The 21,592-nt window shown below is 69.4% G+C and carries 19 protein-coding genes; 16 read left to right on the forward strand and 3 right to left on the reverse strand.

From position 1 onward, the window contains the following. The 15 genes from gspC to D7V77_RS16430 all read left to right on the forward strand — a co-directional run. The coding region (gene gspC, locus D7V77_RS16365) for a type II secretion system protein GspC (protein ID WP_304485871.1) at positions 1 to 400 on the forward strand (400 nt) is incomplete at its 5' end. A gap of 28 nt (positions 401 to 428) precedes the next feature. After that, positions 429 to 3,032 carry a type II secretion system secretin GspD gene (gspD, locus tag D7V77_RS16370; RefSeq protein WP_120577226.1) on the forward strand — a complete coding sequence of 868 codons (2,604 nt, stop codon included), beginning with the start codon at positions 429 to 431 and terminating at the stop codon, positions 3,030 to 3,032. Between the two features lie 5 nt (positions 3,033 to 3,037). Continuing rightward, positions 3,038 to 4,864, forward strand: coding sequence for a type II secretion system ATPase GspE (gspE, locus tag D7V77_RS16375; RefSeq protein WP_120577227.1), 1,827 nt, complete (start codon positions 3,038 to 3,040; stop codon positions 4,862 to 4,864). Positions 4,865 to 4,870: 6 nt separating this feature from the next. Then, entirely contained in the window at positions 4,871 to 6,127 is a 1,257-nt protein-coding gene (gene gspF, locus D7V77_RS16380; protein WP_120577228.1) for a type II secretion system inner membrane protein GspF, read from the forward strand. Between the two features lie 17 nt (positions 6,128 to 6,144). Continuing rightward, positions 6,145 to 6,285, forward strand: coding sequence for a hypothetical protein (locus tag D7V77_RS44290; protein WP_167548361.1), 141 nt, complete (start codon positions 6,145 to 6,147; stop codon positions 6,283 to 6,285). Positions 6,286 to 6,359: 74 nt separating this feature from the next. Further along, a complete protein-coding gene (gene gspG / locus D7V77_RS16385) occupies positions 6,360 to 6,779 on the forward strand; it encodes a type II secretion system major pseudopilin GspG (protein ID WP_014398369.1) in 420 nt (139 codons plus the stop codon). 58 nt (positions 6,780 to 6,837) lie between these two features. After that, positions 6,838 to 7,305: a type II secretion system protein GspG gene (locus tag D7V77_RS16390; RefSeq protein WP_120577229.1), complete on the forward strand. Its 468-nt coding sequence runs from the start codon at positions 6,838 to 6,840 to the stop codon at positions 7,303 to 7,305. A gap of 8 nt (positions 7,306 to 7,313) precedes the next feature. Beyond that, a complete protein-coding gene (locus D7V77_RS16395) occupies positions 7,314 to 8,036 on the forward strand; it encodes a Tfp pilus assembly protein FimT/FimU (protein ID WP_120577230.1) in 723 nt (240 codons plus the stop codon). Then, a complete protein-coding gene (locus tag D7V77_RS16400) occupies positions 8,033 to 8,971 on the forward strand; it encodes a prepilin-type N-terminal cleavage/methylation domain-containing protein (RefSeq protein WP_120577231.1) in 939 nt (312 codons plus the stop codon). Before D7V77_RS16395 ends, D7V77_RS16400 begins: the two co-directional genes overlap by 4 nt. Continuing rightward, positions 8,968 to 9,642, forward strand: a complete 675-nt coding sequence (locus D7V77_RS16405; RefSeq protein WP_120577232.1) for a type II secretion system protein GspJ — start codon at positions 8,968 to 8,970, stop codon at positions 9,640 to 9,642. The genes D7V77_RS16400 and D7V77_RS16405 overlap by 4 nt, the downstream gene beginning before the upstream one ends. Continuing rightward, on the forward strand, positions 9,642 to 11,066 hold the full coding sequence (locus D7V77_RS16410) for a type II secretion system protein GspK (protein ID WP_120577233.1): 1,425 nt from the start codon (positions 9,642 to 9,644) through the stop codon (positions 11,064 to 11,066). Before D7V77_RS16405 ends, D7V77_RS16410 begins: the two co-directional genes overlap by 1 nt. A gap of 1 nt (position 11,067) precedes the next feature. Beyond that, positions 11,068 to 12,675 carry a type II secretion system protein GspL gene (locus D7V77_RS16415; protein WP_120577234.1) on the forward strand — a complete coding sequence of 536 codons (1,608 nt, stop codon included), beginning with the start codon at positions 11,068 to 11,070 and terminating at the stop codon, positions 12,673 to 12,675. Position 12,676: 1 nt separating this feature from the next. Then, positions 12,677 to 13,234 (forward strand): type II secretion system protein GspM, encoded by a 558-nt coding sequence (gene gspM / locus D7V77_RS16420; RefSeq protein WP_120563376.1) that lies wholly within the window; start codon positions 12,677 to 12,679, stop codon positions 13,232 to 13,234. Positions 13,235 to 13,237: 3 nt separating this feature from the next. After that, positions 13,238 to 14,218 carry a type II secretion system protein GspN gene (gene gspN / locus D7V77_RS16425; RefSeq protein WP_120577235.1) on the forward strand — a complete coding sequence of 327 codons (981 nt, stop codon included), beginning with the start codon at positions 13,238 to 13,240 and terminating at the stop codon, positions 14,216 to 14,218. Between the two features lie 151 nt (positions 14,219 to 14,369). Beyond that, entirely contained in the window at positions 14,370 to 16,001 is a 1,632-nt protein-coding gene (locus D7V77_RS16430; protein ID WP_120577236.1) for a sigma 54-interacting transcriptional regulator, read from the forward strand. 19 nt (positions 16,002 to 16,020) lie between these two features. On the opposite strand, the gene D7V77_RS16435 is transcribed toward D7V77_RS16430, so the two are convergent. After that, complete coding sequence (locus D7V77_RS16435) at positions 16,021 to 17,970, reverse strand: APC family permease (RefSeq protein ID WP_120577237.1); 1,950 nt, start codon at positions 17,968 to 17,970, stop codon at positions 16,021 to 16,023. A gap of 162 nt (positions 17,971 to 18,132) precedes the next feature. Here D7V77_RS16435 and D7V77_RS16440 point away from each other — a divergent pair, with 162 nt between their 5' ends. Then, on the forward strand, positions 18,133 to 18,648 hold the full coding sequence (locus D7V77_RS16440) for an RNA polymerase sigma factor (RefSeq protein ID WP_120577238.1): 516 nt from the start codon (positions 18,133 to 18,135) through the stop codon (positions 18,646 to 18,648). A 21-nt stretch (positions 18,649 to 18,669) separates the two neighbouring features. Here D7V77_RS16440 and D7V77_RS16445 read toward each other — a convergent pair whose 3' ends face one another. Both D7V77_RS16445 and D7V77_RS16450 read right to left on the reverse strand, forming a co-directional pair. Then, entirely contained in the window at positions 18,670 to 19,323 is a 654-nt protein-coding gene (locus D7V77_RS16445; protein ID WP_120577239.1) for a hypothetical protein, read from the reverse strand. Between the two features lies 1 nt (position 19,324). Continuing rightward, on the reverse strand, positions 19,325 to 21,502 hold the full coding sequence (locus D7V77_RS16450) for a S46 family peptidase (RefSeq protein ID WP_120577240.1): 2,178 nt from the start codon (positions 21,500 to 21,502) through the stop codon (positions 19,325 to 19,327). Positions 21,503 to 21,592: the final 90 nt, after the last annotated feature.

Raw genomic sequence — 21,592 nt, forward strand, 5'->3', positions numbered from 1 at the left:
GTCCGGGCGGATGGAGAACAGCTTGAAGCCCACCGCCACCCCGACCAACAACCTGGGCAACGGCATCAAGTCCACGGGTGAGAACGAGTACGAAGTCCCCAAGGCCGAAATCGACAAGACGTTGAGCAACCTCAACGACGTGGCGATGCAGGCGCGCATCGTGCCGGCCTTCAAGGACGGCCAGGCGGTGGGCTTCAAGCTGTTCTCCATCCGCCCGGACAGCATCTATTCGAAGATCGGCGTCCAGAACGGTGACGTCATCCGCCGCATCAACGGCTTCGACATGAACAGCCCCGAGAAGGCGCTGGAGATCTACTCGAAGCTGAAGGACTCCTCCCGTATCGAGATCGAGATCGAGCGCAACGGCGCGCCGATCCGCAAATCCTACAACGTCCGTTAAACACCCCCGTCAAAGCGCCCGCTCCTCCATGAAGACGACGCTCCCGTCCTGGATGCTCTGCCTGTGCCTCGCGCTCTCCGTTCCCGCGTGGGCCCAGCGCCGTCCTACACAGCCCGGTACCCCGCCCCCCGCTCCCGCGGCCCAGGGTGAACGCGACCGGACCATCACCCCGCAGGGCGGTAACAGCGCCGCGCCCGCCGAGAACCAGGGCCCCCGCCAGACGCCCACGTGCGAGCAGGCCCGTCGCAACGCGCGCTACGGCATCTACTTCGACAAGGTGGACATCGAGAAGCTCGTCCAGACCGTGTCGGACGCCACCTGCCGCACGTTCATCCTCCCGGAGAACGTGCGCGGGAAGATCTCCATCATCGGTCCGGAGAACGGCCGCGTGGAGGTGGACGCGGACTCGTTCTACTCCGCGTTCCTCGCCGCGCTCGACGCGAACGGCCTGGCCGTCTACCCGTACGGCCGCTTCCTGAAGATCGTCGACAAGCGCTCGGCGAAGCAGAACCCCATCCCGACCATCGTGGACGAGAACACCCCGTACACGACGAACGAGCAGATGGTCACCAAGCTGTTCAAGATCAAGTACGTGGAGGTGGAGCCGCTGCGCGGCGTCCTCCAGCAGCTCGTGTCCAAGGACGGCGACACCATCCCGTACCCGCCGGACACCATCATCATCAACGACGTGGGCTCCAACATCCACCGCCTGGAGCGCCTGATCAACCAGCTGGACAGCCGCTCCTCCAGCGACGAGATGCGCATCATCCAGGTGCAGTACGCCACCGCGCAGGACGTGGCCAACACCATCCAGAAGCTCTTTGAAGCCAAGGCGGGCGCGGGCGGCCGCGCGGGCCAGCGCCCCGGCAACTTCACGCAGGGCCAGCCGGGCCAGCCTGCTCCCGGCGCGGAAGGCGTCACCGGCGGCACGGAGTCGGGCGGCGCCGTCACGCTGTCGCAGATCATCCCGGACGAGCGCACCAACAAGCTCATCATCGTGGCCAGCCCCGCCGCCTTCGGCCGCATCCAGGACCTGGTGCGCGAGGTGGACATCCCGTCCGGCAGCGGCAACAAGATCAACGTCTACCCGCTGGAGAACGCCAACTCGGAGGAGCTGGCCAGCACGCTCCAGTCGCTCGCGCAGGGCACCGCCAACCGCCCCCAGCGCGGCCCCATCCCCAACGTGCCGCAGGGCCTGCCGCGCGCGCCCGCCCAGGCCGCGGAGCTGTTCAGCGGCGAGGTGAAGATCTCCGCGGACAAGGGCACCAACTCGCTGGTCATCGTCGCCAGCCAGGGGGACTACAAGAACATCGTCCAGATCATCCAGCAGCTGGATCAGCCGCGCCGCCAGGTGTTCGTGGAGGCGGTGATCATGGAAGTGAACCTGGACCGCAACAGCGAGTTCGGCATCAACTTCCACCAGGGCTTCAGCCTCAAGACGGATGACGGCGCCATCCCCGGCATCCTGGGCACCAACTACTCCGGCGGCGGCGTGCCCCCGTCCTTCTCCCTGGCGAACCTGGCCGGCATGGGCGGCTTCCTCGCCGGCATCCAGGGCCCCGTCCTGCCCGGGCTCAAGAACCTGGGCATCGACATCCCGGCCTTCGGCGTGGTGCTCAACGCCATGCAGCAGTCGTCCGACGTGAACGTGCTGTCCACGCCGCACCTGCTCACCAGCGACAACGAGGAGGCCGAAATCACGGTGGGCCAGAACGTGCCCTTCCAGTCCGGCTTCACCCCGTCCGCGCTGGGCAGCTCGCTCGGCGGCACGGGTACCGGCGCCAACGGCGTGCAGGCCTCGCTCCTGGGTTCGCTGGGCGGCCTGGGGTCGCTGTACGCGCCCATCACGCGCCAGAACGTGGAGCTCAAGCTCACCGTCAAGCCGCAGATCAACGAGAGCGACTTCATCCGCCTCGTCATCACGGAGCAGACGGAAGAGATCGCCTCCACGGACCCCGTCCTCGGCCCCACGACGTCCAAGCGCAGCGCGAAGACGACGGTCATCGCCAAGGACATGGAGACGGTGGTGATTGGCGGCATCATGCAGGACCGCACGCTGGAGTCCGTCTCCAAGGTGCCGGTGCTGGGTGACATCCCCCTGCTGGGCCACCTGTTCCGCGACACCACGCGCCGCAAGACGAAGACGAACCTGCTGCTCTTCCTCACGCCCTACATCATCCGCGGCCAGGACGACTTCCGTCGCATCTTCGAGCGCAAGATGAAGGAGCGGCAGCAGTTCGTGGAGCAGTTCTACGGCCAGGTCCCCGGCTATGACGTCGCGGTGGACTTCAGCCGCAAGCCCGGTCCCCTGTCGCGCATGAACCAGTCCGTCATCAAGGAAGAGCAGCGGGTGGAGAATGGCGGCAACGGCACGACCAACGAGCGGGTCATCCGCCCGGCTGGCTCCCCGGCTCCCGGCGGCTCTCCGTCCCCCGCGCGGCCGGGCGGGGAAGCGCCTGCTGCGCAGGAAGGTGCCGCACCCGCCCCCGAGGGCGACCAGGCGCCGCGAAATTTCGAGGCGCCTCCGGAGGGTTCGGAGAGATCAGTCCCCGCGCCACAGCCCGAGGTGATCGCGCCCAGCCCGGACGCGGACGCCGAGCGGCTGCGCATCCAGCCGGGAGACGGGGAGTAACAGCCATGGACCTGACCGCCGACACCACCACCTCTCAAGGCTCCACCGCGACGCCCGACGTGTCCGGCGGCCGCAACGACGCCACCCAGGTCGTGGGCCATGGGCTCGCGTACCTCTGTGGCCGGCCCATCGGAGAGATCCTCCGCGCGCTCGTGCCCGCCCTCACCCCGGAGAAGATTCAAGAGGCGCTCGCCACCCAGCAGGAGAAGGGCGGGCGGCTGGGTGAAATCCTGGTGGGCATGAAGGCGGTCAGCGAGGAGGACGTCGCTCGCGCCCTGGGCCACCAGTTGGACCTGCCCTACCTCCAGCGCATCTTCGCGGAGGAGGTGGACGCGGACCTGGTCAAGCGCATCCCCATCAACTTCGCCCGCCAGACGCAGCTGCTCCCGCTCTCCGTGGAGGGCGACGAAGTGGTGCTCGCGGTGGCGGATCCGCTGGACACGACGGCGTTGGATCACGCGCGCCTGCTGCTGGGTCAGAGCATCCAGCCCCGCATCGCGCTCGCCTCCACCATCGTGGACACCATCAACAGCGTGTACGACCGCTCCGTCAACGAGGCGGAAGCGCTCGTGGACGAGATGGAGACCACGGAGGACCTGGACTCGCTGGCGCACGAACTGGAGGAGCCCAAGGACCTGCTGGACGCGGACGATGAAGCGCCCGTCATCCGGCTGGTGAACTCCGTGCTCTTCCGCGCCGCCAAGGAGCGCGCGAGCGATATCCACATCGAGCCCATGGAGCGCGAGCTCCTGGTGCGCTTCCGCATCGACGGCGTGCTCCAGGAGGTCATCAAGCCGCCCAAGCGCTACCAGAACTCCATCATCGCGCGCGTGAAGGTGATGGGGCAGCTCAACATCGCGGAGAAGCGCCTGCCGCAGGACGGCCGCATCCGCATCAAGCTCGCGGGCCGCGACATCGACATCCGTCTGTCCACCACGCCCACGTCCTTCGGCGAGCGCATCGTCATGCGTCTGCTCGACAAGACGGCGACGCTGCTGGACCTGGCGGAGATCGGCATGAGCCCGCAGGTGCTGGGCAACATGCAGGCCGTCATCAAGCGCTCGCACGGCATCGTCCTGGTGACGGGCCCCACGGGCTCCGGCAAGACGACCACGCTCTACGGCGCGCTCTCCAAGATCAACACCTCCGACCTCAACATCCTCACCGTCGAGGACCCGGTCGAGTACCAGCTCAAGGGCATTGGCCAGATGGCCATCGCCCCGAAGATTGGCCTCACGTTCGCGCAGGGCCTGCGCTCCTTCCTCCGCCAGGACCCCGACGTCATCATGGTCGGTGAAATCCGCGACAAGGAGACGGCGGAGATCGCCATCCAGGCGTCCCTCACGGGCCACCTGGTGCTCTCCACGGTGCACACCAACGACGCGGCCGGCGCCGTGACGCGACTCGTGGACATGGGCGTGCAGCCCTTCCTCGTGGCGTCGTCGCTCACCGGCATCCTCGCCCAGCGCCTCGTGCGCCGCGTGTGCCCGGACTGCCGGCAGGCCTACACGCCCACGGACGAGGACCTGAAGGAGCTGGGCTTCACGCTCGCCAGCTTCAAGGCGAAGTTCAACACGGACCGCATCTACCGCGCGACGGGTTGCCCCTCCTGCAACCGCAACGGCTACCGCGGCCGCTCCGGCATCTACGAGTTCCTCTTCGTGGACGACGACGTGCGCCAGCTGGTGCTCAAGAACGTGGACGCGTCCACCATCAAGAAGTCCGCCCTGGCCAAGGGCATGACGACGCTGCTGGATGACGGCGTGCGGAAGATCGCCCTGGGCGAGACGACCATCGCCGAAGTGCTGAGCATCACGCAGGAGGACATCTAGTCCGCCATGCCCGTCTTCGAATACAGAGGCCTCGACTCCCACGGCAAGCAGAAGAAGGGCTTGCTGGAGGCGGACTCACCCAAGACGCTGCGCTCCAAGCTGCGCGCCGACGGCATCTTCCTGACCGACGTGCTCGGGCAGGCGGAGGGAAGCCGCGCGGGCGTGTCCAAGGGCGCCAACGCGTCGCTCGTGGCGCGCGACGTGGACCTGCGCAAGCTGGCCAGCGGCCGGGTCAGCACCGAGGACGTCGCCATCCTCACCCGCCAGCTCGCGACCCTGCTGGGCGCGGGCGTCACCATCGTGGACTCGCTCAACGCGCTGGTGGACCAGGCGGAGAAGGAGCGCCTCAAGCGCGCCCTCTCCGACATCAAGCAGCGCGTGAACGAAGGCTCGTCCCTGGCGGACGCGTTCAGCCAGCACCCGAAAATCTTCCCCAGCATCTACATCAACATGGTGCGCGCGGGTGAGGCCTCCGGCGCGCTGGACACCGTGCTGCTGCGCCTGGCGGACTTCACGGAGAACCAGGCCAAGCTGCAGCAGAAGATCCTCGGCACCATGCTCTACCCCGCCATCATGATGCTGGTGGGCGGAGGCATCCTGGTGCTGCTGATGGTGTTCGTCGTCCCGAAGGTCACGAAGATCTTCGAGACGATGAAGGCCACCCTGCCCCTGAACACGCGCATCCTCATCGCCGCGTCCAACTTCATGCAGGCGTGGTGGTTCCTGGTGATTCCGGCCATGGTGGCGGGCTTCATCTTCTTCATGCGCTGGACGAAGAGCCCCAAGGGCAAGCCCAAGTGGGACCGCTTCACGCTCAAGGCGCCCATCTTCGGCAGCCTGGTGCGCCTCTTGGCCATCTCCCGCTTCGCGCGCACGCTGTCCACGCTGCTCAAGAGCGGCGTGCCCATGCTGGCCGCGCTGGACATCGTCAAGGCGGTGATGACGAACTCGGTGCTGGCGGACGCGGTGGAGAACGCCCGCGAGTCCATCCGCGAGGGCGAAAGCATCGCCACGCCCCTCAAGCGGTCCGGCCAGTTCCCGCCGCTCGTGTACCACATGGTCGCCATCGGTGAGAAATCAGGGCAGCTGGAGGACATGCTGCTGTCGGTGGCGGACTCCTACGAGACGCAGGTGAACGTGCGCATCGGCGCGCTCACCAGCCTCCTGGAGCCCATGCTCATCGTGGTGATGGGCGTGATGATTGCATTCGTCGCCCTCTCCATCCTGATGCCGATTCTGCAGGTGAACACGGCCATCCATTAGGTGGAGGGAGCCTCGCGATGAACGACACGCTCGACCGATGGATCCAGCGCGCCACGCTGACGGGGCTCCTGGCCCTGGCCGCCACGCTGGCGACGGTGGGGGCCACCCTCTACGTCCACCGCGACCCGCCCGCCGCCTCCAGCGCGGGCACGCCCTGAATCAACGCCTCTGACATCCCGACACACCCATTGCGCGGTGGCTTGCCAGAAAGTCACCCGAAGGTGAGGACGACATGACGACGACGAACGCGAAGAAGCAGCAGCGCCGCAAGAACCGCGGCATGACCCTCATCGAGATCATGGTGGTCATCACCATCCTCGGGCTCATCGCGGCGGCGGTGGGCGTGGCCGTCATCCCGAAGCTGGAAGAGGCCAAGCAGGACACCGCGAAGCTGGACATCCGCAACATCCAGAGCGCGATGAAGCTCTACTACACGAAGAAGGGCTCCTACCCGGACACCGCCACGGGCCTCAAGGCGCTGGTGGACACCAACAACCTGGAGCGCATGCCGCTGGACCCCTGGGGCCGCGAGTACGTGTACATGAACGAGGGCGGCAAGCCGGTCATCACCAGCTACGGCGCCGACGGCAACCCGGGCGGCGAGGGCTCCGACGCCGACATCTCCTCCAAGGACCAGAACGCCCGGCAGTAACGGGCGTTTTCCTGAAGCAAAGCCGCGCCTCCCGCGTGTTGTCGTAGGAATGCCCGTGATGACTCCCGAGCACACTTCCTCCCCGACGTCCGCGCGCGAGGCGCGAGCCGTTTCCAGCGATCAGGCCCGCGCCCGCTCGCAGCGCGTGGGCCGCCTGCTGCTGCTGGGCGTCTTCGCTCTCGCCACCCTGCTCGCGTTCGCGCTGGTGTGGGTCACCGAGGACAACTCGCTCACGCCCACGCAGCGCCAGGCGCGCGAGCAGATCCGCCGGCTGGAGGGCTTCTTCAAGGCCTACCACCGGCTGATGGGCTCCTTCCCCACGCAGGCGGAAGGCTTCGCGCCGCTCATCGCCTCCAAGGTGCTGGACAGCACGCCACTCGACCCGTGGGGCCACCCGTACGTCTACCGCATGGAGGGCAAGTCGGGCGCCGTGCTGTCGCTGGGCTCGGACGGCAAGCCCGGCGGCACGGGCGACGCCGCGGACCTCTTCAGCGGCGGCATCGTGGCACAGGAGGTGCAGCCTTGAAGCCGGCCATGTCCCCTGCTCCCGCCCGCCGCCGTCGCGCCCCGCGCGGCCTCACGCTGATTGAGATCTCCATCGCGCTGGCCATCGCGGCGGTGATGTTCGCCGCGGTGACCCTTGGCATTGGCGCCATCACCGGCGCGAAGGCGAAGGGCAGCGCCACGGAGCTCGCGGGCGTCATCCGCTCGCTCTACGACTCGGCGGCGCTCAGCGGCAAGACGTGCCGGCTGGTGTTCGAAATCCCCGACCCGAAGCGTGAAGAGGCCACGCGCTACCACGCCGAATGCGCCGCGGGCGGCGTCACCACCTCGCGCGACCGGGACTCGGCGCTCCGCGACGAAGCGCGCGACCGCGAGCGCGCCCGGAAGGCCGGCAACAACGGCGGGGACTCGCGCAAGAACTACACGCGCTCGGAGGGCTCGCAGCCGTCCGCGCAGGAGCTGATGGACGAGGAGAAGAACCGCATCGAGTCCCAGTCCACCTTCTCCGCGTACACCGCGGAGGAGATCTCCCCCAAGCAGCTCCCGGCGGGCGTGGCGGTGTCGGTGTGGACGCGGCAGCAGCGCGAGCCGGTGGAGAGCGGCGTGGCCTATCTCTACTTCTTCCCGCAGGGCTACACGGAGAAGGCCATGGTCTTCCTGCGCCAGGGTGACAACGCCTGGACGCTGGACGTGTCACCCCTGACGGGCAAGGTGTTCATCGCATCCGAGGCCCTGGAGGTGCCCCGCTCATGACGACCCCAACGCGAAGGCACGGGGGCTTCACCCTGCTGGAGACGATGGTGGCCATGGCCATCCTCAGCGTCGCGCTGATGGCCATCTTCGACCTCAACTCCGGGGCGGTGGCGAACCACGTCTACACCAAGCGGCTCACCGTGGCGGCGCTCCTGTCCCGCTCGAAGATGACGGACCTGGAGCAGAAGCTCTACGACGACGGCTTTGAACAGGACGACGACGAGCAGTCCGGCGACTTCTCCGACGAGGGCTGGCCCCAGTTCAAGTGGCGCGCCCGCATCATCGCGCCCAAGACGGACGGCGTGACGCCGGACCAGCTCATCGGCGCCATCTTCAACCTGCCCATGGGCGGCGGCGACTCCGGCGACCCGCTGGGCGGCCTGGCCAGCCTCTTCGGTGGCGGCGGCGGTGACAGCAAGGGCGGCACGCCTCCTGGCGGAACCACCGGCGCCAGCCCCCTGGGCGCGTCCGCCATGAGCATGGCGCAGCCCATGTTCACGCAGATGGTGGACCAGCTCACCAAGTCCGTCCGCGAGGTGCACCTCACCGTGTACTGGAAGGAAGGCACCCAGGTGGAGAGCGTGGACGTGGTGACGCACGTCGTGTCCCTGGGGCCCGGCGGAGATCGCAACGGCGGCTTCACGCCCAACGCGGGCAGCACGGCGGGCGCGGAGAACCAGTGGGTGAACCCGCGCACGGGACAGCTGGTGGACAACCCCATCCCCGGCCCCAACGGGCAGATGCTGGACCCGAACACGCGCGAGCCACTGGTCAACCGGGCGGAACAGCTCAAGCAGCTCAACGGCAGCATGGGCGGCCAGCAGGGCGGCACCGGAAACACCGGCATCAACCCGCGCGCGCCGGGCGGCATCTTCGGCGGCCGGGGTGGCATGCCGAACCTGCCGAGCCTGCCTCGCGGAGGGAGCATCCGATGAAGCGGCGCATGCGTGGCTTCACCCTCATGGAGGTCATGGTCGCGGTGGGCATCACCGCCCTCATGGGCACCGTCGTCGCCATGGCCTTCCAGACGGGCATCAACGCCAAGGAGGTCGTGGAGGGCGAGGCGGAGCGCTACCGCATGGTGCGCGTGTCGCTCAACCGCATGGCGCGGGAGATCGGCTCCGCGTTCGTGAGCGACCGCTACGACGCACGCCGCTTCCGCGACCAGAACGACCGGCCCACCAACTTCATTGGCGAGCGCGAAAAGCTGACCTTCACGACGTTCGCGCACCAGCGCCTGTACACGGACGTGAAGGAGTCCGACCAGGCGGTGGTGGAGTACTTCGTGGAGAACTCCTCCGAGCGCGGCGCCCGGCAGCGGCAGGACCTGAAGCGGCGGGTGAATCCCAACGTGGGGGACCGCATGGACCGGGGCGGCGCCACGGACGTCCTCTTCGAGGGCGTCAAGGGCGTGGAGTTCGCCTACTGGGATTCCGACAAGAAGGAGTGGGACGACGAATGGGATACGCGGCGCACGGAGCGAAAGGACATCCTGCCCACGCGCGTGCGCATCACCGTCATCGCCCTGGATGAGTCGGGCAAGGAGGCGCGCTACACCACGCAGACGCGCATCGTGCTCAACACAACCCTGGAGAGGTTCAACTGATGGCCTTCCCCTACTTCCAGCAGGCGTCCCGCCGGCGCGGCAAGGCGCGGACGGCCCTCTCCCAGGCGGCGCCGCGTTCGCCCGCGGAGCGCAAGCACCGGCGCTCGCGCGGTGTGGCGCTCATCATCGCGCTCGTGTCCATCACCCTGCTCACGGTGGTGGCCACGGAGTTCGCCTACAACAGCCGCGTGGACCTGCAGCTCGCCGCCAACCAGCGGGACGAAGTGCGCGCCTACTACATGGCCCGCTCCGGCCTGTCGCTGGGGCGGCTCTTGCTGCGCTTCCAGAAGCAGGTGGACCAGACGCCCATCCCCAACCCCGCGAGCATCCTGGGCGCACTCACGGGCGGCGGCGCCAACGGCGCGGGCGGCGCCAACGCGTTCCAGCCGCAGTCGCTCAACCTCCAGCTCTGGAAGCTGGCGCGGGTGGACTGCCACATGCTCAAGGGCCTGGTGAAGAGCGACGGCGCGGAGGACGCGAGCGGCCGCCCCATTGAGACGGAGCCCCTGCAGGCGGACTCCAACTTCCAGATGGAGGGCGAGGACGGGGAGAACGCGGGCGCGGCCACGCAGATGGCGGCGCAGATGCAGCGCAGGTCCTTCGGCGGCTTCGAGGGCTGCTTCCTCGCGACCATCAGCGACGAAGAGGAGAAGCTCAACGTCACGCGCCTCAACGCCACCGGCGGCGCGGAGATGCAGGCCACCGCCGCGCGCCTGCTGGACATGTTCTCCGACAAGCGCTTCGAGTTCCTCTGGCAGCAGGACGACGCCAACCACGTGCGCTCCACGCCCATGGACACCGTCATCGCGCTGAAGGACTGGGCGGACGACGACACCACCCAGTCCACCCTCAACGTCCGTGACACCAACACCCCCTTCGTCAACGGCTTCGCGGACGAGGGTTCTCCGTACAGCCGCTACGAACCGCGCTATGACGTCAAGAACGCGCGCTTCGACAGCCTGGACGAGCTGTACCGCGTGCATGGCGTCAACGACCGCTTCATGGCGGCCTTCCGCGACCGGCTCACGGTGTACCCGAACGTCAACTCCAAGCCGAACATCAACACCGACGACCCCATCATGCTGGGGCTGGCCATCATGTCCGCCGCGGACCCCAACCACCCGGACCCGCGCCTGACGGACCCGGTGTTCCTCAACGAGCTCATCAGCCGCATCCGCGCCGCGCGCATGTTCAACTTCTTCGGCATGTCGGTGTCGGACTTCCTGGGCGTGGTGGAGCAGGCGGGCATCGCGGTCAACCCGCTCATCAAGGGCAACGTCCAGGGGAACCGCTACCTGAGCGACAAGAGCAAGACGTTCACCATCAAGTCCGTGGGAGAAGCGGGCAGCGTCCAGAAGACGCTCACCGCCGTCATCCGCCTGGACGACGGGCTGGGCAAGCTCGTGTATTACAGAGAGGAATAGCATGGCCCGCATTCTTGGCCTGGACCTGGGCAGCCACTCCGTGAAGGGGGTGGTCCTCACCTCCGGGACGAAAAGCAACACCACCCAGGCCTACGCGGAAGTGCGCCGCGCGCAGGAAGGCGAGCGCTTGGAGACGCTGCGCGCCGCGGTGGAGGAGCTGCTCGGGAAGATGCCGCAGGGGCACGTGGACCAGGTCGTCATCGCCCTGCCCGGCCCGTCCCTCACCACGCACGCGGTGAGCCTGCCCTTCTCCGACAGCAAGCGCGTGGAGGCGACGCTGCCCTTCGAAGTGGGCAGCCAGCTGCCGTTCGACATCTCGGAGGTCGTCTACGACTACCAGGTGGTCGGCCAGAAGGACACCGGCGGCAAGGAGAAGGCCGCGGACCTGCTGGTGGGCGTGGTGAAGAAGGAGGAGCTCCAGTCGCTGCTGGCGATGCTGAGCGGCCTCCAGGTGGATCCTCGCGTCATCACCCACCCGGCGCTCGCGTACCAGAACCTCTTCACCCAGCTGCCCGGCCTCTTCGAGGCCGTGGGTGACAGCGGCCCGGTGGCGGTGGTGGACATCGGCCACGAGCGCACGGCGGTGGCCATTGGCCACCCGGGCAAGGGCGTGGAGTTCGCGCGCACCTTCGCGGGCGGCGGGCGCGACCTGACGCGCGCCCTGGCCACGGAGTTCCAGACGACGCTGCCGGAGGCCCACGCGTGGAAGGAAACGCACGGCGCCATGGCCAGCGCCGCGCAGGGGCCGGACGCCGAGCGCGCCGCGAACGCCTTCGTGCGCGGCCTGCAGCCGGTGCTGCGCGAGCTGCGCCCGTCCTTCAAGGCCTACGCCGCGCGCGCCCGCCAGCAGGTCTCCGCGGTGGTGCTGTGCGGTGGCACCGCGCGGATGCCGGGCCTGGCCGAGCAGCTGTCCAAGGACCTGAACCTGCCGGTGCGCGTGCTGGCGCTCCCGGTGGACGCGGCGGAGAAGATTGGCCCCCGGGAGACGCCGTCCGCGGCGCAGGCGTACGCGCTGGCCATGCGCGGCAACGCGGCCGGGGTGAAGGCGCCGCGCTTCAACCTGCGCCGGGGTGAGTTCGCCTTCAAGGGCGGCTACGACTACGTGAAGGACCGGCTGGGCCTGCTGGCGTCCTTCGCGGTGACGCTGCTGCTGCTGCTCATCGCCTTCGGCGTCGTGCGCAATACCGTCCTGGCGCGGCGCGAGGCGGAGGTGGACGCGGTGCTCTGCAAGACGACCCAGCGCATCCTGGGCACCTGCGAGACGAACTACGACCGCGCGCTGAACATGCTCAAGGGCGTGGAGAGCCCCGCCGCGGCGCTGCCCGCGATGTCCGCGGTGAACCTGCTGGCGGAGGTCACCCAGCGCATCCCGCCGGAGGTGCCGGTGAAGTTCGACCGCATCCAGGTGGACCTGGACCGCATCATGCTTCAGGGCGAGACGGACAGCTCCAAGCAGATCGACACGCTCTCCGCCGCCTTGAAGGGCCACCGCTGCTTCAAGGACGTGAAGGAGGGCAAGGTGGAGAAGACGCGTGACGGGCAGAAGGTGACCTTCCGCCTGGACGTGCAGGTGCAGTGCCCCGGCGAGACGCCGGCGGGAGAGACCTGACATGGGAAAGCTTCGAGAACTCTTCGCGCCCCTCCAGACCTGGTTCGAGCGGCTCTCCGACCGCGAGCGCAAGCTCGTGGCGCTGGCCAGCTCCGCGGTGCTGGTGTTCGTGCTCTTCGTCACCCTCTTCAGCTTCGCCAACAGCGCGCAGGGCTACCGCCGGCGCACGCAGGACAAGCTGGCGAAGCTGCAGGAGGTGCAGGCGCTGGCGACCAGCTACGGCCAGGCGCAGGCGGACCGGCAGAACGTGGAGCAGCAGCTCACCCAGAGCAACGTGCGGCTGATTACATACATTGAGGACAAGGCCACCGCCGCGGGCCTCACCGTCCCCAACATGACGCCCAAGGGCGACGTGGGCGTGGGGGACGGGAAGATCATCGAAAGCTCCGTGGAGCTGACCTTCACGGACGTGGACCTGCGCAAGCTGACGGACTTCCTGCGCACGGTGGAGACGGGCCCGGGCATCGTGAAGGTGAAGTACCTGCGCGTGGAGCCCCGGCCCGCCACGGACACCCTGACGGCGTGGACGACCGTCGCCACCTACCGGATGAAGCAATAGCCCATGGCCACTGAATCCAAGATCGCCCGCTGGAAGCTCGTCCTGGGCTACACCGCCTTCGCGGTGGTGGCGTTCATCCTCTGCCTGCTGCTCACCTTCCCGTACGACGCGGTCCGCTCGCGGCTGGTGACGGAGGCCGCGGCCCACGGGCTGGCGGTGCGCATCGACAGCCTGCGTCCCGGCCTGTCCGGCGTCACCGCCACCAACGTGCGCCTGAGCAAGCCGCCCACGCCGCTGGGCTCGGAGTCCGTGGCGGCGCTCGCGCGGGGCGAGTCCGGCGGGCTGGGTCCGGACGAGTTGGGCCAGCCGCTCATCTTCGACAGCGTGGCCCTGCGCCCGTCCCTCTTCCCGGTCGGCCTGGTGGTGAAGATGAAGGGCATGGGCGGCACGGTGAACATCCACGTGGGCGGCATGAGCAGCACGTCGCTGAACGTGGACGTGGACGGCGTGCAGGCCGGCGGCGGCAACCTGCCGGCGTACACGGGCGTGGACATGGAAGGCACCCTCAACGCGAAGCTCGCGCTCACCGCGCCGGGGACCCTGATTCGCGGTCAGCCGGTGGACTGGTCCCAGGCGTCCGGCACGGTGGCGCTGGACACCCAGGGGCTCACCATCAAGGGCGGCAAGGCGGCCATCCCCATGGGCGGCGGGCCCGCCATGCCCATGGAGCTGCCGCGCGTGGTGCTGGGCGAGCTGAAGGGCGACGTCCAGTTCGACAAGGGCATGGGCACGGTGCGCGACCTGAACCTCAAGAGCGAGGACCTGGAGGGCTCCGGCACCGGCACGCTGAAGCTGGGCCGCCGGCTGGAGTACAGCGAGCTGGGGCTCGACGTGCGGCTGAAGTTCGAGCAGGCCTTCCAGCAGCGGCTGGGCCCCCTGGCGCTCGCGGTGAACATGCTGCCGCAGGACCGGGACAACCCGGGTTGGCGCGGCGGCCGGCTCACCGGCATGGTGAGCAGCCCCCGCTTCGGTCCCAAGCGGTAGGTCGCATGCAGAGGGGTGACGGGCAGGGTCGGTTCCGGCCCTCCCCCACCCGGCGCCGGCTCCTTCCTGGCCCCCGGTTGATGCCCGCGCACGCGCCGTGTAAAGCGCTGCGCGCGGCCCTGGGGTGTCCGGGCGTGGGAGAGAGTTCGTAATGCCGGAGCTGGTGTTCTTCCGTCGAGGCGAGGAAGTGCTGCGGGTGGCGGTGGACCGGGCGCGGGTGGTGCTCGGCCGGGGCGACTCCAGCGACGTGGCCATTCCGGATCCAGAGGTGAGCCGCCAGCAGGTGGCCCTCCTGTGGGACGGCCAGAAGTGCCGCGTGGAGGACCTGTCCGGCAAGGGCACGAAGGTCGCGGGCGCGATGGTGGAGCACGCGGACCTGCCGGACGGCGCGGACATCGAGCTGGGCCAGTGGCGCGCGGTGTTCCGCCAGCACGGCGCCAGCGACGACGCGGACGCGGCCACGGAGGCCGGCAGCGCCACCGCCGTGCAGGGCCGCGACTCGCAGCGCTGGCAGGCCGCGCAGCTGCGCGTGAAGCAGGGCGGCTCGGAAGCCGTGCACCGGCTCACCGGCGACAGCTTCACGGTGGGCAAGGACGCAGGCAACGACCTGGTGCTCCAGGACCGGTTCATCTCCGGCCGGCACCTCAAGGTGACTCGCCGGGAAGGCGTCTTCCACGTCGTGGACCTGCGCTCCACCAACGGCACCTGGCTGGGGCCGGTGCGCCTCTTCGAGGCGGAGGTGACGCTGCCCACCACGCTGCGCGTGGGCGAGGCGGAGCTGATCCTGGAGACCGTGCCCGCGGCGAAGAAGGAGGCGCAGGCCTTCCACGGCATCCTCGGGAACGACCCGTCCGTGCGGCAGCTCACGGACCTGATTCAGCGCGTGGCGCCGTCCACCGCGGCCGTCACCATCCTGGGCGAGTCCGGCACGGGCAAGGAGCTGGTGGCGAACGCGCTGCATGCGTGCTCGCCGCGCGCGAACCGGCCGCTCATCCCGGTCAACTGCGCCGCCATCTCCAAGGAGCTGATCGAGAGCGAGCTGTTCGGCCACGAGAAGGGCGCGTTCACCGGCTCCGTGGGCGCGCGCAAGGGCGCCTTCGAGGAGGCGGACGGCGGCACGCTGTTCCTGGACGAGATTGGCGAGCTGCCCCTGGACCTCCAGGCGAAGCTGCTGCGCGCGCTGGAGAGCGGCGAAATCAAGCGCGTGGGCGCCAGCCGCCCGCTGCACGTGGACGTGCGCGTGGTGGCGGCCACCAACCGCGACCTGCTGGCGGCGGCGCGCGAGGGCCGCTTCCGCGAAGACCTCTACTACCGCCTGTGCGTCGTGCCCCTGCACCTGCCGCCCCTGCGCAGCCGCCGGGGAGACGTGGTGGCGCTGGCGGAGCACTTCATGCGCGCGTTCGCCCCGCGCGGACAGACGGTGCGCTTCACGCCGGCCGCGTTGGACCGGCTCCAGCAGCACGCGTGGCCGGGCAACATCCGCGAGCTGCGCAACGTGGTGCACCGCGCGCTGCTGTTGCGCAAGGGCCCGTCCATCGACGCGAGCGACCTGTCCTTCGACCAGGAGGTCAACCGCGAGACGGGCATCACCGTGCCGGAGCTTCCACCGGGCATGACGCTGGAGCAGATGCTGGAGAAGCTGGAGCGGCAGATCATCGAAACCGCGCTGCGACGCTTCAACAACAACCGCGAGCGCGTGGCGCGAGAGCTGGGCCTCGCGCGCTCCACCCTCTTCAAGCGCCTGAAGGACTGGGGCCTGACGAAGCAGGACGAGCAGGAGTGACGTCGAAGGCGCTTCCGCCCTACCCGCTGTCTCCGGGGTGGGCGGGGTCGCCCCAGGCGGAGTGCGGCGCCGGGTGCGCTTGCGTGCGCATGTACCAGGGCACGCTGACCACCACCAGGCGCCGCTCGCCGGACAACAGCAGCGCGCTGCGGAGCAGCTCCGAGCGGCGGCCGTAGAGCATGGCCCGGTACCAGCGCTTCTCCAGCAGCTCCGGCAGCACCATGGCCACGGTGCCGCCCGGCACCTCCTCGAGCAGCGCGTCCAGGTAGTCCATCAGCGGCCACACCAGCGCGCGGTACGGCGACCCCACGTGCACGAGCGGCGGGGGTTTGCGCCCGGCCTCCTGGAGCGGCGCCTGGACGAAGCGCTGCCACTGGGCGTCCAGCGCCGCCTCGTCGGTGTCGCCGCTGCAGATGTGCACCGCGCGCACGTCATCGCTCAGCGTCAGCGCGAAGCGCAGCGCCGTCTCCGACGCGTGGGACCAGCGGTCCACGGGCACCACGGCGACAATCGGCGACGCGGGCGTGAGGAGCACGGGCCGCTTCAGCTCCGTCACCTGCCGCGTGCGCGCGTACGCGGCGTGGACGCGCGACAGCACCAGCAGGCCCACGGGCACGAGGACGAACGCGGCCCAGCCGCCGTGCATGAACTTGGACACGCCCACGATGCAAAGCGTGAGCGCCGTCATCACCGCTCCCGCGCCGTTGAGGGCCCGGCGCCACCGCCAGCCCTCATCCTCCCGGTGCCGGCTCCAGTGCACCACCATGCCGGCCTGGGACAAGGTGAAGGCCATCAGCGCGCCAATGGCGAACAGGGGAATCAGCCGGTCCGTGATGCCCTTGCACACGATGAGCAGCACGGCCGCGAGCGTGGACAGGGTGAGGATGCCGCGCGACAGGGCGAGCCTGCGGCCCCGGTGGGCGAAGCCCGGCGGCAGGTAGCGCTCGCGCGCCAGCACCTGGCAGACGAGCGGGAAGCCCGCGTAGCTGGTGTTCGCGGACAGCGCGAGCACGCAGAGGATGGCGGCCATGGCCACGTAGTAGAAGACGCCGCGCCCCATCACCGCCGCGATGAGCTGCGACAGCACCGTCTGGTAGTTCGCGCCGTCGGGGTCCGTGGCGCCCACGCCGTACGCCCGGCACAGGAGCGCGATGCCCAGCAGCATCGTCACCAGGACGCCCACGATGATGCCCAGCGTGGTGCGCGCCCGGCGGATGGACGGGTCGCGGAAGATGGGCACGGCGTTGCTGATGGCCTCCACGCCCGTCATCGCCGTGCATCCGCTGGCGAAGGCGCGAATCACCAGCCACGCGCCCAGGGACGCGGTGGGCACCGCCAGCGGCGGCGGCTGCTGCACGGGCATCGCGTCACCGGTGGCCAGCTTGAAGAGGCCCACGGCCAGCACCACGCTCAACGAGGTGATGAAGAACCACGTGGGCACGACGAACACGGCGCCCGCCTCGCTGACGCCGCGCAGGTTCACCAGGGTGAGCAGCGCCAGGATGCCCAGGGTGATGGGCAGCGTGTGGGGCCGCAAGGCGGGGAACGCGGACACCAGCGCGCCCGTTCCGGCGGAGATGCCCACCGCCACGTTGAGCAGGTAGTCCAGCATCAGCGCCGTCGCCGCGAGCAGCCCCGCGCCCCGCCCCAGGTTCTGCTTCGCCACGGTGTACGCGCCGCCACCGCTGGGATACGCGGCGATGGTCTGCGCGTATGAGCTCGCGACGATCATCAAGAGCCCGACGATGGCGGCGGTGATGGGGAAGAGCAGCCACAACCCCGAGGCCCCCAGCGGGCGCAGCACGGTGAGCGCGGCCTCCGGGCCGTACGCGGTGGAGGACAGCGCATCCAGCCCGAGCAGGGCCACGCCGGTGAGGACGCCCGTCTTCTCCTGCATCGCCTGGGCGCTGGTGAGCGGGCGCCCCAGGAGCAGGTCCATGATGCCGCTGCCCTCGCGGCGCCGGGGCATGAACGGCCTCCTGCGTCCGTACTGGGCCAGCTGAGCCATGCCCGGAAGGTGCGCACCGGCTGTCCGGGCGAAAACACGGCCCCGGAGTCGCATGCCCTCCAGGGCAATAGACCCTTTCGCGGGCCCGTTCGTTTCACGGGAAGACACAGGAGACCGTCCGCCATGGGCCCGCACGCCGCCGTCCTCCCCTTCCCCACCCTGGATGCTTTGTACGCCCTTCACCGTCCCCGGGCGCTGGCCATTGCCCGGCGCATCGTGGGGGACACCGACGACGCGGAGGACGTGGTGCAGGACGTCTTCATGCGCCTGTCGCGGCAGCCTCCGGGACTGGATGGACGGGCGACGTGGACGACCTGGCTGCACCGGGTGATGGTCAACAGCAGCATCAACTGGCTGCGCGCGCGAAGGCGCCGGGAGCGGCTGACGCACGCGCCCCAGGAGGCCGTGTCGCCAGAGGCCCACGCCATGGGCACGCAGATGCAGCAGCACTTCCACGAAGCGCTGGAGGAGGTGAACCCCCAGCAGCGGCAGGTGCTCTACCTGCGCGAGGTGCGCGGCCTGGGCTCCGCCGAAATCGCCCGGCTCCTGCGCATCCCCGAGGGCACCGTGAAGAGCGCCCTGCACCGCGGCCGCCAGCGCGCCCTCACCGTGATGGAGGAGCGCGGCCAGCGGCCTTGAGTCTCCCGAGCCCGGGCGCCGTTACTCGTCGCCCTTGCTGCCCACGAACTGATCACCCTTCTCCTTGAAGAGGAGGTTGAAGCTGGTGAGCGAGCCGTAGACGCGGGTGATGTAGCCCTGCATCTCCGCCTTCTCCGCGTCCGTGAGCTTGGGGTGCGCGTTGAGCTTCTGCTCCAGCACGCGGATGCGGTCGCGCACCATCGTGACCTTGTGGAACAGGCCGTCGATGGGCATGTCCTTCGCCTGCAGCTCCGGGTTGCCCGGCACCAGCCGCACCGTGCCGCCCTCCCACTTGCCGGCGAGCGGCGGATCACTGAGGGCCGCCGCCTCCCGGAAGATGTCCATCAGCTCTTCGCGCGTCATGTTCAGCCCTTCCAGGTCCACCACTTCGTGCGGATCCGCGCGGCGGCGCACCACCACGGGCGCCACGCTGCGCGGGGCGCGGGTTCGCGTGCTCGAAACCACGGGCGCCGGGGCCGCGGAGCCCCGGGGCGCGTACTTGTCACAGATGGGCGCGGAGGGCGGGAACATGCCGCGCGAGTTCTGCAGGCGGCACGGCCCTACCCATCCACGATGATCCACGGAGTGCGGGCTCCAGAGCTTGCAGTTGCCACACACCCGCTCATCCGGCCGGAAGGTGGGCAGCGCTGGAGTCCCGTCCCCCGCGTCCGACATGTCAGCGAGCCTCCTTGGCCACCGGCTTGCCCTTGCGGACGTTGAGTTCGCGCAGGAGCGCGTCCGCGTCCTCGACCTGGTCGAGCTGCCAGAGCAGGTAGCGCACGTCCACGTTGACGTTCCGGGCCACGTCCGGATTGTAGCCGAAGTCGTTCGCGACGTTCTCCCACACGCGGTCGAAGTTCACGCCCACCAGCTGACCCTTGCCGTTCACCGTGGGGCTGCCGGAGTTGCCGCCCGTGGTGTCCGCGTCCGCCAGGAAGTCGACCGGCACGTCCTTCAGCCGGGGGTCCGCCCACTGCCCGAACTTCTTCGCCGCCGCGGCCGCGCGCACCTTCTCCGGCGCGTTGAAGGGCTCCTCACCGGTGTGCTTCTGCATCATCCCCGTCAGCGTCGTCTGCGGCAGGTACAGCGCGCCGTCGCGCGGCGTGTAGCCCTGCACCTTGGCGAACGACACGCGCAGCGTGCTGTTGGCGTCCGGAGCAATCGGCTTGCCCGCCTGCGCCATCACCGCCTTGCGCCACGCCGGCCGCAGCCGGGAGGACGCGCCCTGACGACGGTCGCGCGTGTCATCCAGCGCGGCCTGCTCCTTCGCCAGCTCCATGCCGAACGCCAGCATGGGGTCGCGGCGCGCGGCGAGCTGCCCCACGGACTCGTCCGCCATCTTCAGGCGCTCCGCCAGGGTGAGCACCTTGGTGCCCGCGTACAGCGAGTCGATCTTCGCGGAGACGTCCTTCTCCGAGTACGTCTTGCCAAACACGGCGTCCACGGACGCGATGCGCGCGTCCGCGGGGAGCGCCTGCGCGCGCTTCACGAACGCGTGCAGCAGCGCCTTGTCCGAGGCGAGGAAGAGGTTCTTCTGCTCGCGCTCCAGGCGGTCCTTGATGCGCGGCACCTCGCGGTCCATGTACTCCGGGCGGCGCTCCAGGTCCGGCTTCGCGCGCTCCATGGCCAGCCGGGACACGGACGTGGCCAGCGCGGGGCCTCGCGCCAGACGGCTGGACATGTTCAGGAGGAACTCGCGGTCGAAGGTCTTGGCGGAGTCCTGCTGCTCCGCGAGCAGCGCCTCGCGGGCCTTGAGGGCATCCCCCCACTTCGCGGCGTCCTTCCGCGCCCAGGCGACGGTGGCGGCCTCCGTGTCGCGCTGCTTCTCCACGATGTGGCCGCGCTTCAGGCCCGCCAGCTGGCCGCCCGCGTTCTTGTAGGCGTTGTGCAGGCCCTTGAGCTGCGAGGCCACGGCGATCTTCCCGGCCGGGTCCTTCTCCCCTTCGGCCTCCAGGATGCGGATGGCCTCGCCCAGCACGTCGCGGATGCGCGGGTAGTAGCGCGCCTGACGCTCCGCCATCTCGTCCGCGAGCAGCGTGCGGAAGGTGGTGCCCGGGTAGCCCAGCACCATCACGAAGTCGCCCGGCTTCACGCCCTCCGTGGACAACGGGAAGAAGAACTCTGCTTTGTAAGGCACGTTCTTGTCGCTGAACGCCGCGGAGGCGCCGTCCGGCGCGGTGTACGCGCGGATGATGGCGAAGTCGCCGGTGTGGCGCGGCCACATCCAGTTGTCCTCTTCGCCGCCGTACTCACCCACGGCGCGCGGCGGCGCGTAGACCAGGCGCACGTCCTGCAACTCCACCGCGTCCACCAGCGTGTAGTTCACGCCGCCGTCGAAGGTGGCCACCTGGCAGCGGGTGGCGGGGCGCTTCTCGCACTCGGCCACCAGCTCCTTCTGCTTGCGGTCGATGGCCTTGTAGCGCGCGAGGTCGTCCGCGCCCTGCGGCACGGCGCCGTTGATCTCCGCCGTCACGTCCTTGAAGCCGCGCGGCACCTGCACGCGCGAGCCCTTGCCCGGGAGCTCCTCCGACTGGCTCTTCGCGAGGAAGCCGTCGGTGATGAGGTCCTTCTGCGGGGAGCTGTGCTCCTGGATGATGGAGAAGGCACAGTGGTGGTTGGTGATGATGAGGCCGGAGGCGGAGATGAACGACCCGGAGCAGCCGCCGGTGTTCACCGTGCCCGCCAGCAGGCCCGTGCCCCGCTTGGGGTCCCACAGCTTGTTGGGTGGCAGCTGGAGGCCCTGGGCCTTGAGCCAGGCAGGGCTCAGCTCCAGCACCTGCTGGGGGGTCCACTTCCCTTCCCCGGCGAAGGCCGGGGCTGCCACGAGCGCGAGGAGAAGGAGCGTCTTCTTCATGGTGACCCTTCCCTACTCCGTCCGCCGCCCCGGCGCGACCGTTCCGGTGTCCGGGGGGCGCGTTTTCGCGGAAGATGGAACGCGCTTGGA

The sequence above is a fragment of the Corallococcus sp. CA041A genome (assembly GCF_003612075.1).
In the GTDB taxonomy this organism is placed as follows: Bacteria; Myxococcota; Myxococcia; order Myxococcales; family Myxococcaceae; genus Corallococcus; species Corallococcus exiguus.

Coding starts and splice junctions, on each gene's coding strand:
- gspG (WP_014398369.1), top strand. CDS start 6,360: ATGACGACGACGAACGCGAAGAAGCAGCAGCGCCGCAAGAACCGCGGC.
- D7V77_RS16415 (WP_120577234.1), top strand. CDS start 11,068: ATGGCCCGCATTCTTGGCCTGGACCTGGGCAGCCACTCCGTGAAGGGG.
- gspF (WP_120577228.1), top strand. CDS start 4,871: ATGCCCGTCTTCGAATACAGAGGCCTCGACTCCCACGGCAAGCAGAAG.
- D7V77_RS16390 (WP_120577229.1), top strand. CDS start 6,838: ATGACTCCCGAGCACACTTCCTCCCCGACGTCCGCGCGCGAGGCGCGA.
- gspN (WP_120577235.1), top strand. CDS start 13,238: ATGGCCACTGAATCCAAGATCGCCCGCTGGAAGCTCGTCCTGGGCTAC.
- D7V77_RS16435 (WP_120577237.1), bottom strand. CDS start 17,970: ATGCCCCGGCGCCGCGAGGGCAGCGGCATCATGGACCTGCTCCTGGGG.
- D7V77_RS16395 (WP_120577230.1), top strand. CDS start 7,314: ATGTCCCCTGCTCCCGCCCGCCGCCGTCGCGCCCCGCGCGGCCTCACG.
- D7V77_RS44290 (WP_167548361.1), top strand. CDS start 6,145: ATGAACGACACGCTCGACCGATGGATCCAGCGCGCCACGCTGACGGGG.
- gspM (WP_120563376.1), top strand. CDS start 12,677: ATGGGAAAGCTTCGAGAACTCTTCGCGCCCCTCCAGACCTGGTTCGAG.
- gspD (WP_120577226.1), top strand. CDS start 429: ATGAAGACGACGCTCCCGTCCTGGATGCTCTGCCTGTGCCTCGCGCTC.
- D7V77_RS16445 (WP_120577239.1), bottom strand. CDS start 19,323: ATGTCGGACGCGGGGGACGGGACTCCAGCGCTGCCCACCTTCCGGCCG.
- D7V77_RS16400 (WP_120577231.1), top strand. CDS start 8,033: ATGACGACCCCAACGCGAAGGCACGGGGGCTTCACCCTGCTGGAGACG.
- D7V77_RS16410 (WP_120577233.1), top strand. CDS start 9,642: ATGGCCTTCCCCTACTTCCAGCAGGCGTCCCGCCGGCGCGGCAAGGCG.
- D7V77_RS16450 (WP_120577240.1), bottom strand. CDS start 21,502: ATGAAGAAGACGCTCCTTCTCCTCGCGCTCGTGGCAGCCCCGGCCTTC.
- D7V77_RS16405 (WP_120577232.1), top strand. CDS start 8,968: ATGAAGCGGCGCATGCGTGGCTTCACCCTCATGGAGGTCATGGTCGCG.
- D7V77_RS16440 (WP_120577238.1), top strand. CDS start 18,133: ATGGGCCCGCACGCCGCCGTCCTCCCCTTCCCCACCCTGGATGCTTTG.
- D7V77_RS16430 (WP_120577236.1), top strand. CDS start 14,370: ATGCCGGAGCTGGTGTTCTTCCGTCGAGGCGAGGAAGTGCTGCGGGTG.
- gspE (WP_120577227.1), top strand. CDS start 3,038: ATGGACCTGACCGCCGACACCACCACCTCTCAAGGCTCCACCGCGACG.